The organism is Vibrio sp. 10N.222.48.A3, assembly GCF_041475345.1.
Lineage (GTDB): Bacteria > Pseudomonadota > Gammaproteobacteria > Enterobacterales > Vibrionaceae > Vibrio > Vibrio tasmaniensis_A.
In genome coordinates this window covers 1-9622 of sequence record NZ_JBFRVX010000566.1, presented here as the reverse complement: position 1 = coordinate 9622, position 9622 = coordinate 1, and the positions used below count along the sequence as shown (strand labels likewise).

At 45.2% G+C, this 9622-nt stretch carries 11 protein-coding genes; 6 read left to right on the top strand and 5 right to left on the bottom strand.

All coding sequences use genetic code 11. The features are described from left to right. From AB4653_RS16175 to AB4653_RS16165, 3 genes are all read right to left on the bottom strand, one after another. On the bottom strand, positions 1-1348 hold a 1348-nt coding region (locus tag AB4653_RS16175), incomplete at its 3' end, for an efflux RND transporter permease subunit (protein WP_372104713.1). Continuing rightward, positions 1345-2520, bottom strand: a complete 1176-nt coding sequence (locus AB4653_RS16170) for an efflux RND transporter periplasmic adaptor subunit (protein WP_009844880.1) — start codon at positions 2518-2520, stop codon at positions 1345-1347. The genes AB4653_RS16170 and AB4653_RS16175, both read right to left, overlap by 4 nt. Then, positions 2510-3397: an ABC transporter six-transmembrane domain-containing protein gene (locus AB4653_RS16165; protein WP_240798321.1), complete on the bottom strand. Its 888-nt coding sequence runs from the start codon at positions 3395-3397 to the stop codon at positions 2510-2512. The genes AB4653_RS16170 and AB4653_RS16165 overlap by 11 nt, the downstream gene beginning before the upstream one ends. A 180-nt stretch (positions 3398-3577) precedes the next feature. Between AB4653_RS16165 and AB4653_RS16160 the strand changes: the two genes are divergently transcribed. The 5 genes from AB4653_RS16160 to AB4653_RS16140 all read left to right on the top strand — a co-directional run bounded on the left by AB4653_RS16160 (position 3578) and on the right by AB4653_RS16140 (position 7319). Next, entirely contained in the window at positions 3578-4183 is a 606-nt protein-coding gene (locus AB4653_RS16160; protein ID WP_009844878.1) for a hypothetical protein, read from the top strand. Positions 4184-4194: 11 nt separating this feature from the next. After that, positions 4195-5106: a sterol desaturase family protein gene (locus tag AB4653_RS16155; protein WP_102257606.1), complete on the top strand. Its 912-nt coding sequence runs from the start codon at positions 4195-4197 to the stop codon at positions 5104-5106. Between the two features lie 8 nt (positions 5107-5114). Then, entirely contained in the window at positions 5115-5789 is a 675-nt protein-coding gene (locus AB4653_RS16150) for a response regulator transcription factor (protein WP_009844876.1), read from the top strand. Further along, complete coding sequence (locus tag AB4653_RS16145; protein ID WP_009844875.1) at positions 5786-7078, top strand: sensor histidine kinase KdpD; 1293 nt, start codon at positions 5786-5788, stop codon at positions 7076-7078. Before AB4653_RS16150 ends, AB4653_RS16145 begins: the two co-directional genes overlap by 4 nt. Positions 7079-7166: 88 nt before the next feature. Next, on the top strand, positions 7167-7319 hold the full coding sequence (locus tag AB4653_RS16140) for a hypothetical protein (RefSeq protein WP_009844874.1): 153 nt from the start codon (positions 7167-7169) through the stop codon (positions 7317-7319). Positions 7320-7427: 108 nt separating this feature from the next. Here AB4653_RS16140 and AB4653_RS16135 read toward each other — a convergent pair whose 3' ends face one another. Continuing rightward, on the bottom strand, positions 7428-7751 hold the full coding sequence (locus AB4653_RS16135) for a DOPA 4,5-dioxygenase family protein (protein ID WP_009844873.1): 324 nt from the start codon (positions 7749-7751) through the stop codon (positions 7428-7430). Positions 7752-7931: 180 nt separating this feature from the next. After that, positions 7932-8789 (bottom strand): glutathione-dependent disulfide-bond oxidoreductase, encoded by an 858-nt coding sequence (gene yghU, locus AB4653_RS16130; protein ID WP_009844872.1) that lies wholly within the window; start codon positions 8787-8789, stop codon positions 7932-7934. Between the two features lie 275 nt (positions 8790-9064). Between yghU and AB4653_RS16125 the strand changes: the two genes are divergently transcribed. Beyond that, positions 9065-9409 carry a YajD family HNH nuclease gene (locus AB4653_RS16125; protein WP_004730279.1) on the top strand — a complete coding sequence of 115 codons (345 nt, stop codon included), beginning with the start codon at positions 9065-9067 and terminating at the stop codon, positions 9407-9409. Positions 9410-9622 lie beyond the last annotated feature (213 nt).

Genomic DNA, 9622 nt, shown 5'->3' with positions numbered 1-9622 from the left:
ACACGGTAGCCACTGATACTGAGTTAACGCCCTGCCAAGCGGCTGTCTTTCCATTTATATCAGAGGGGCTGTTTATATTTGAGAAACCATTGATATTAGGAGAATAACCGACGTTCCCCGTCCTTTTTTCATGTATCGCTTCACCTACAACAACTGCATCGTCCACCAGCACACCGAGAACCAAGATAAACCCAAATAGAGTGATGTCGTTGATGCTGTAGTTGAACAACTGCATTGCTGCCAACGTTCCAGTGAGCGCAATTGGAATGCCCATCGCGACCCAAAAGGCGAGCCTGATTTCAAGAAAGATCCCAAGTAGAACTACGACGATCAATAAGCCTTGCCATGCATTCTCACTCAAACGAAATAGCTGCTCTTCAATGTAAGGCGCCATGTCAGCCATGGTATTTAACTCAATATCCGACGGCAAAATTGCACGTTGCGCATCCAGTGTTTCACTGATCGCTTCGCTGACTTTAAGCAGATTGTCGGTTTGGCTCGTGCTGACCAATAATGCGATGGCGTTAGAGCCGTTGTTACGCACGATAGAACCACTGTATTGGTAGCCACGACTTAACTTGGCGATGTCTCCCAGTAGTATTTTCCCGTTGCTTCCTGAAATCACAACAAGCTGATTCAACTTCTGTAGATCATCGGCGTATCCGTCACCACGAATCACCATTCGGCCTTTGTCACTAATCAGCTCACCGCTACGAGTCTCAAGTGAACGCTGCTCAACGAGCTCTGCGAGATCTTCTAAGCCCAACCCTAACGCTTTCAGTTGGTCTGGATCTGGCTCGATAACCAATTGAGATGGGCGAGTTCCCCAATTTGATACCTTCGAGATACGCGGATTCTTCTTTAGCGCTTGTTCAAGTTGCTTGGCGATGGGTTGCAGTTCGTCATCGGTTCTCGGCCCAGACACCACCACGAACGCGGCTAAATTAGTAAATTCGTTTCGCACGACTTGCGGCCTTTCCGCTTGCACGGGAAAGCCATTGATGGCGTTAACTTGATTACGAATGTCATCCAACAGCTTGTCTAAATCTGTGCTACTGGTTTTACGGACCATGACCTGAGAAACCCCAGCACTAGACTGACTGGTGATCTGTTTGATGCCTGCAATACCGCTGATTGACTCTTCGATTCTCTGCGTAACACTCTCATCGATCTGTTGCGCGGTACCGCCAGGGTAAGTAACGCTGATACTGATGGAAGACGGTGCGATTTGTGGAAACGACTCGACACGCAATTGTCCGAACGCAAGCACACCACTGATAACAATCGCCATCATCAACAAATTGGCAGCAACAGGGTTATTGATAAACCATTTTGTCATCCAACTCATTGGTTTGATTCCTTAATCTGTGTGACATCAGATTTACCCACGAGCATAGCTTCAGAATGGATTCCATTGAACCTAGGCGCGACTTGTTTGCCGATTAACATCGAAGAAAGCGGATACTGCACCACGCGACGAGCCTTATCACTGCGATCATTGAAGCGAATATCAAGCTCTTGGCTGCCTTGCCCAATAAGCGTTACCGACTCTTTACGTAGACGATCATTGGTGTCTAACGTCCACACATATCCGTCTCGTGTCATCGCACTTAAAGGCACGCTGACTACGTTATCCTTCAGCCCCAGATTAACCACAGCCTGAACCTGTTGATTTGGAAACAATCTTGGCTTGCTTTGATAAGGCGCCTCAACCGACAACACGACTTGTCTTTGGCGAGTGACCGAGTCAACTTGCGGCGACACATAGCGCACCTTTGCAGACCACTGCTCCCCAGAGCGGTTCACCACTGTGATACTCGGCTCAGTAAGGGCTGCTTGAACTTGTTGCCAATGCATTTCAGAAATCGGCAACTCAATATCAATCGAATCACTGGCAGCCAATTCAAAGGTCACTTGCCCCGCCTCTATCCACTCTCTCGGACTGATATGGCGTTTCATGATCACCGCATTAAAGGGCGCAGTAATCACTGATTCGTCCAACAACTTCTGTGCACTCAGGTAAGCCTGTTTCGCTTGTTGTAGGTTAGCTTTCGCTACAAGTAATTGAGGCTCTCTACGAGCAAAAGACGAACTCGTTTTCGGGTTCAGCATTTTTAACGCGACCGTTTGCTCATGCTTAGCTTGCTTCAATTCTAATTCTGCTTGTTTCAATGAGCTCAACGCCTGAGCCAAGTTCGCATCAACCGCGCTAGTATCTAACCTTGCTAACACATCGCCTTTGTTAACCAAATTCCCCGGTTCAACGCTTTCATCTAGCCATTTCAACTGTGCGCTACTGGATGCTTTCAACTGCACAGGCCAACGCGCAGCAGTTACACCTAATACCGTTAACGTCGATTGATGCTGTGATGGTGTCACCTCTAACACTGAAACTGGGGCAAGGACGGCTTCTTTCTTCACTGGCTGGGTAGCTTCAGGTTCCAATTCATCAACAACAACCAACGCGATAAAGATGGCTGCGCAACCGACTAATACAGAAAGTGGCTTTTTAAATTTCATGAGGTATCTCCTTGGTAACCTGTTGAGTGGCGGTGTGATTAAGGCGCTGACTGATTTCAGTGAGACGAGAAAGGGTTTGTAGCGTGATTGGTAGCATCACTGCGGTTTCAACAAACTCGAGTGAATAAGTAACGATGGAGAACACTTGACCAGCGGTCGGTTCGATAAGCTGACTCACCATCCATAAATTGCCGATGACCGCGCCAAACAACACGATAAAAATCAGCCCATAGACAACAGCTTCCGTATCTGAAAGCTTGATTTCACACTGTTTTAAGCGCTCAAAATGCCAACGAAGTGCTGACAAGCGAACACCACTCAGTAGTTTCACCTGCTGTTCAACTTGGTCGTTAAATTGGCCATTGAGTCGTGTAAAGGTTCGGTGGAATACGCCGTAGATAACCAGAATCGACAGCCCTGCAAACAACATGCAAAGTGCCAATGAGAAGTGAAACGTTGAGAGGATAACCACCGTCGCGACCAGCTGAACTATCGCGGTCATCAAAGTAGGCAAATCATCTTCTAGGAAATCAACCAGCTCACGAGACATGGTTAGCCGGGCGTCTTTGGTCGAAATAGACAAACCGCGCAGGTTACGCTCAACAAGGTTTGCCAGTTTTACGCGAATAGCACCATACACACGGGTATCGTAAAAACGGCGAACGACACTGATGATCACCAGTACAAAAAGAATCAGTGCCAACATCATCAAAGGCTGAAAGCTTTGGTTTAGCACTCCGTCTATGGCGTGACCAATAAACAGTGGCAGCAGAATAAACATCACGTTTTCAGCCAATACCATTAACCAAGTCGCGGCGACCTTTAATGGATTAAGCCGAATAATCGTCAGCAGAGAGATGGGATGTTTGAATAGCATTATTGAGCCCATAAATGAATATGGCGCCAGTATTACCAATCCAACATGGAAAAAAGTGTCCCAAATTGCTGTATTAACAAATTAGACGACAGACTCGCTTAGTCACTAGCTCGGTTACCTTTTGTTTACCTCGCCTCCTTTATTGTCCTTGATAAGAAAAATGAACAACAAGGAAAGAGCATGAAATTATTCGCTTCATTACTCACGACAGTCGGTATTACTGGTGTTGTCTGGGGGCTATTACATATTCAGCCTGCGATTGCGGATGCATCGACGGAGCAGCCAATCGCTGAGTTATCAACGAACAAGTCATCAATCGACAAACAGCCAAAAAACAAGTCCGTAGAGGTCAAACAACAGGCGACTGTAAATACCACTTACCTGCAAGGTTTGAGCAAGACTATCCCTTTAGAGGACGTGCCTGAACTGTGGGTCGATTTCTACCAAAACCTGGAAGCAAAAGATGAGGAGATCGCACAGCAACAGAAAGTGGTCGTGATCTATCAGGACATCAGTTCCGACTTCAGCACGGCTACTGTCACCATTGGCTTCCCGACTCAGCAATCAAAATTAAATAAAAAAAAACCATTAATTAAGATTCCAAGCAAATCCAAAGGCACCCTTCTGCTAGGTAAAGGCGAACATACTGAACAAGAACTAGCACATGCTTGGGAAGGTATCGCGATTCTAAAAGAAGTGGATATGGTTATAGAACATCACCAGCTGAACCAGCATGGTTTGCCAGATTCTAGTGAGTTATACGTCTATTATAAGAACAATCAGTAAAGGATTTAGTTATGAATTTCACTATGGATAGCATTGGGAATTTTCTCTCTCAAACATTCACAGAAACGAGCATCATCCTAACCGAAACTTGGGTAGATGATAATTTTCTGCTGCTTGCTCTGGCTCTGTTTATCTTTGAGCTTATCCGCTATGCCTTTAAGAAAAAACTCAGCTGGAATATGTTGGGAGACAGCGCGACTAACTTAGTCACTCTGTTCTTCTTGTTGGTTACCGTTTTCTTTGTCGGGTTAGCCTATGTCGGCGCGTTTGTTTACGCCTACGAGAATTTCAGCCTAACTCAACTACCGATATCCGGTTGGACAATTCTGGGTTGCTTGATCTTGGCCGATCTCGCGTACTACTGGGAGCACCGATTCTTGCACAGCAACGGTTTAGCATGGGGAACGCACTCAGTTCACCATAGCTCGCCTTACTTTAATATCTCGGTCGCTTACCGCTTTGGGCCTTTGGATTGGTTCTTCCCGTTCTTCTTCCACTTGCCGTTAATTCTGCTCGGCTTTAATCCGTTTGTGGTTCTGATGTGTGAAACCTTTGTTCAACTGTTTCAAACACTGCTGCACTCTGAAACCGTTAAACGCTTGCCTCGCCCAGTTGAAGCGGTATTTAATACGCCTTCACACCACCGAGTGCATCACGCAACCAACAAGCAGTATCTTGATAAGAACTATGCAGGCATCTTCATTATTTGGGACAAGATGTTCGGTACCTTCGCTAAAGAAGAGGAAGAAGTCAGATATGGCGTGTTCCCGAGAATCAACTCTGTGAACCCATTTAAGGTATATTTCCACGGCTACGTTAAACTGTGCCAACAGTTATGGCATGCGCCAAATTGGAATTATCGACTACAGCTTCTTATTCAGCCGCCTATTTGGGCTTGGAAAAGAGAACGAGAAACAAAGTAAGGACACTTATGAGCATTAACGCCCTGCTGATTGAAGACGACAGTGACTTGGCAGAAGCCATTGCAGACTATATGGAACTCGACGGTTTCGAATTCGATTTTGCCTACAATGGCTGCGCAGGGCTCAACCTTGCGTTAGAGGGGCGTTATGACATCATTTTGACGGACATCAACATGCCGAAAATGGACGGGCTTGATGTCTGCCAATCACTTCGCCAACAAGGTGTCACGACACCGATCCTAATGTTGACCGCAAGAGACACGCTACAGGACAAGATCGCGGGGTTCGAAGTAGGTTCGGATGACTATCTAGTGAAGCCTTTTGCGATGGAAGAACTGAAAGTACGGTTGATGGCATTAGTGCGTCGTTCTCAAGGTTCAGTGACTTCATTGTCCGTGGCAGACCTCAAACTGGACCTGGACAAGCACCAAGCCATTAGAGACGGCAAGCTATTGAAGCTCTCGCCAGTATGTTGGCGAATGCTCGTAATGTTAGTGCGAAACAGCCCTAACGTGGTGAGCAAAGCCAAGCTTGAGGAAGCATGGGAAGACGAAATGCCAAGCTCTGATAGCATGAAAGCGCACCTGTTTAAGCTTCGACAAGTGGTTGATGCGCCCTTTGATTCAAAGCTAATCCACACGGTTCATGGGATTGGTGTTGTCTTACATGGGGAGTCATCATGAAACAGGCAAACATGAACCGAGTCAGTATCAAGCGTGATATCTACCTCTACTTATTTGGCATCGTCGTATTACTCACAGCCATCTACAGCTTGATGGTGTCTCAGAGCTATCACATCGGTCTCAATGAATCGGCAAAATATGGATTCTTATATGAGTTGGAAGTCGCAGAGCAACAATACATCGAAACAGGGCAATTACCAGACTATCAAAACCCGACATTCCAAGCCTTTCTAAGTTATTCGGAACTGCCCACTAAGTTCCAACAAGCTTTTGATTGGAAAGCATTTGATAACGATGCAATTTATGAACACTACGAGCTTTCATCGAACAGCGAGTCAGGTCAGTACCTCTACGCAGCCAAGCATCCGATATCAGGTAGCGAAGAAGCGCTATACATCATTTCGGAATATGATGAAGCGATTTACTTGACTCTATTCGAGCTGAACCCACCCGATTCAGTGAACCAAATTAACAACGCCTTTATCGCTATAGGTGCCCTTTTACTCTTGGTATTTTTGATCATTCGCCTTCTGATACATCGAGTCACCAAACCGATTATTACGCTATCAAAATGGTCTGAATCTCTGGATGTGGGCAACACTGAAGGGCTGACTCAGTTTCGATACAAAGAAATCGACCAGTTGGCTTCACAGCTTGTTAAGAGCGTACAAGGTGAGCGTCAGGCCAATGAGCGTGAGAGCTTTTTCTTAAGAGCAGCTAGCCACGAATTAAGAACACCGATTGCCACTATTTCAGCCAGTGGCGATATGCTGGTGCGGTTGTCTGAAAGTATTCCCAACAGCGGCCAACGAGCCGTCGCACGAATCCAACGCTCAGCCACCAACATGAAAGCCTTAGTGACAACTCTGCTATGGATGAGCCGTAATAACGAGATGGAAACCAACTATGAGCAAATCAAGCTGACTCCCCTGCTCAATAACATTATCGAAAGCCAACGTTATCTTTTAAAAAACAAAGAAGTGGACATTCAAACCAAGGTTGAGCAAGAAGAACATACTCTGCCGCGCGAGTTAACTGAGGTTGTACTCACCAACTTAATCCGAAATGCATTTCAACATGGTGGTAGCGGAGATATCAGCATCACACTGACAGAACATCAGTTTGAGGTAACCAACCGTTTGGAAGATGAAAACCTAGCAAACGACTCTGAACAACAAACCTCTTTTGGTATCGGACTAGAGCTCATTGATCGCGTTTGTCAGAACCAAGGTTGGCAGTTTACTCATAAAACCAACAACAATGAGTTCATCGTTAAAGTCATACTGTAGCAATTTGCCCAAATGGTTATTTTATGGTGACCAAAAGTTTACCCTTGCTTGGTTATGCTAGTCGCACAATCTAGTTAGGAGTTATTTTATGGGTACTTGGATTTTAGAAACACTGTTATGGGCTGTGGTAACCGTGGCGGTTTGTGTCGCGATTTGGGGTCTTTACTTACCTAATATCCTAATCGCATTAGGCGTGTCGGTAGCGGTATCGCTGTTACTCGGAAATAGCTGGAGAAGCTAGGTATTTAATAAGGAAATCGTTCGAAAATTAGTGAGCTTTGATACACCCGACAGCAGCTATGTTTATTCAGAACATTGGTTAGCTACAAACCGTCGGGCGCAAATTAAATTAGCTACTTAATGTATATTCAAACACACCGAGCTCACGGCCAAGCCAAGTCGCACGTACTGTGTGGTCTAGCGTTTCTTCACCGCCTGTTACCGGGTGAATAAGCACCGACATGTCACCGCGTTCTTTTTCAAGCCATTCAACAATGCCCGACTCTTTGTTCGCAAAGTGAATCTCAAACATCGGCATCTTATGCGGACCAACCAAACGCTGTATTAATGGGAAAGTCTCTAACACATCTTTACGCTCTGAGAGGATTTTCTGACGCAGTGTTTCTGCTTGCTCTGCAAAGCGCAGAGGGAAATAGATATGACCGTGGTACATGGCACCATCCTTTAGAATTATGATGTCGCAAGTTTATACCTAAACCGCCTTTAATAGCTAAATCTAAATAGGTGAGCTTGCTTTCGGAAGGATCAATTTGAAATGAGAAAACTAGAGTCTGTTATTCGAAGTAATCAAAAACAAACTCTAGTTATGTACAGCGAGTTAATTTTGAAGCGACTAAGGCTTAAGCTTTAAAACTCGGTCAATGTCTTCTGCAGAATGGCGCTCGGGGACTTGCTCCCACTCTTCACCGAATGAACGGTTCACTACTCGACCTCGTTGGAAACCTTCGCGCGCTTCTAGTTGCTTCGCCCAGCGCACAACGTTGGTGTAAGACTCAACTTGTAGGAACTCAGCGGCATCGTAGATTTTTCCTAGTACAAGGTTGCCATACCAAGGCCAAATTGCGATATCAGCGATGCTTAGCTCTTCTCCCGCTACAAAATCGCTATTGGCGAGTTGTTTGTCTAACACGTCTAACTGACGCTTAGCTTCCATCGCAAAGCGGTTAATTGGGTACTCTTGCTTTTCATCAGCGTAAGCGTAGAAGTGACCAAAGCCACCACCTAGGAATGGTGCTGAACCTTGCGCCCAGAATAACCAATTAATGGTTTGTGTTCTCGCTGCCCCTTCTTTTGGCAAGAAGTGACCAAACTTTTCAGCTAAGTGCATCAGGATAGATGCCGATTCGAAAACATTCACATCTTCAGCACCAGACTTATCAACGAGTGCCGGTATTTTGGAGTTTGGATTCACTCCAACAAAACCAGAAGAGAACTGTTCAGCTTCACCAATGTTAATCAAATACGCATCATATTCAGCTTCTTTAACACCTGCCGCTAACAACTCTTCCAGCAAGATAGTGACTTTTTGACCGTTAGGTGTACCAAGAGAATACAATTGAAAAGCATGGTCACCAACAGGAAGCTCTTTATCAAAGCGAGCGCCAGATTCAGGACTATTGATATTTGCCCACTTGTTACCACCATCAGTATCGTTAACCCAAACTTTTGGCGGTGTGTATTGTTCTGACATGATATTTCCTCATTAATATAGGGTAGCTTTAACTGATATTAGGTCACGCTCCCTTGGTTAAAACCCCTAAATACAATTTCTTTTCAAACTGTTAAGCATGGCTTATTCCAGAAAGAAATAACCTGCTTTATGAGATAGCACACGTAAAAGATAAGTGTCCAATCAAACCTAAGCCACATAACGGTTAGTACGAAACATGATTTAGTCACGACATGCCTACAGGTTAAAGAAAGCTGTGATAAAATCGGGAGATTACAATTGATAAGGATTTGGCAATGTCTTCTGATTACACTGGCTCGAGTGCAGCGTACGCTCGCCAAGAGAAAGGCTACCGTGAAAAAGCACTGAAACTGTACCCATGGGTTTGTGGTAAGTGCGCGCGTGAATTTGTTTACTCGAACTTAAGAGAGCTGACCGTTCACCACGTCGATCACGACCATACAAACAACCCTGAAGACGGAAGTAACTGGGAACTATTGTGCCTTTACTGTCACGATCATGAACACTCAAAATACACAGACCATGACCGCTATGGCGTTGATGCCAAGGCTCGTTTAGACGACCACCAATCAGCGACGCACAACCCTTTCGCCGATCTAGCGAAGTTGATGAAGAAGTAACACGCGTTAAGAACGGTCTTTGCTAAATGATAGCGGCTAGATAATAGATAAATAACAAGAAACCCCAGTATGTCACCATACTGGGGTTTCTTTTATCTGCAATCATAACCAAATAATAGAGTTAAGAGAGGCCAGATCAAAAAGAGCCTTCCGAAGAAGGCTCCTTTTTAGAATTCTGAATTATACAGCGGCTTGTTTGCGAGACTCTTCTAC

Bases quoted from the DNA above. Each gene is read 5' to 3' on its own strand.
- yghU (WP_009844872.1), bottom strand. From the start codon at position 8,789: ATGTCAGAACAATACACACCGCCAAAAGTTTGGGTTAACGATACTGAT.
- AB4653_RS16160 (WP_009844878.1), top strand. From the start codon at position 3,578: ATGAAATTATTCGCTTCATTACTCACGACAGTCGGTATTACTGGTGTT.
- AB4653_RS16165 (WP_240798321.1), bottom strand. From the start codon at position 3,397: ATGCTATTCAAACATCCCATCTCTCTGCTGACGATTATTCGGCTTAAT.
- AB4653_RS16140 (WP_009844874.1), top strand. From the start codon at position 7,167: ATGGGTACTTGGATTTTAGAAACACTGTTATGGGCTGTGGTAACCGTG.
- AB4653_RS16170 (WP_009844880.1), bottom strand. From the start codon at position 2,520: ATGAAATTTAAAAAGCCACTTTCTGTATTAGTCGGTTGCGCAGCCATC.
- AB4653_RS16125 (WP_004730279.1), top strand. From the start codon at position 9,065: ATGTCTTCTGATTACACTGGCTCGAGTGCAGCGTACGCTCGCCAAGAG.
- AB4653_RS16135 (WP_009844873.1), bottom strand. From the start codon at position 7,751: ATGTACCACGGTCATATCTATTTCCCTCTGCGCTTTGCAGAGCAAGCA.
- AB4653_RS16155 (WP_102257606.1), top strand. From the start codon at position 4,195: ATGAATTTCACTATGGATAGCATTGGGAATTTTCTCTCTCAAACATTC.
- AB4653_RS16150 (WP_009844876.1), top strand. From the start codon at position 5,115: ATGAGCATTAACGCCCTGCTGATTGAAGACGACAGTGACTTGGCAGAA.
- AB4653_RS16145 (WP_009844875.1), top strand. From the start codon at position 5,786: ATGAAACAGGCAAACATGAACCGAGTCAGTATCAAGCGTGATATCTAC.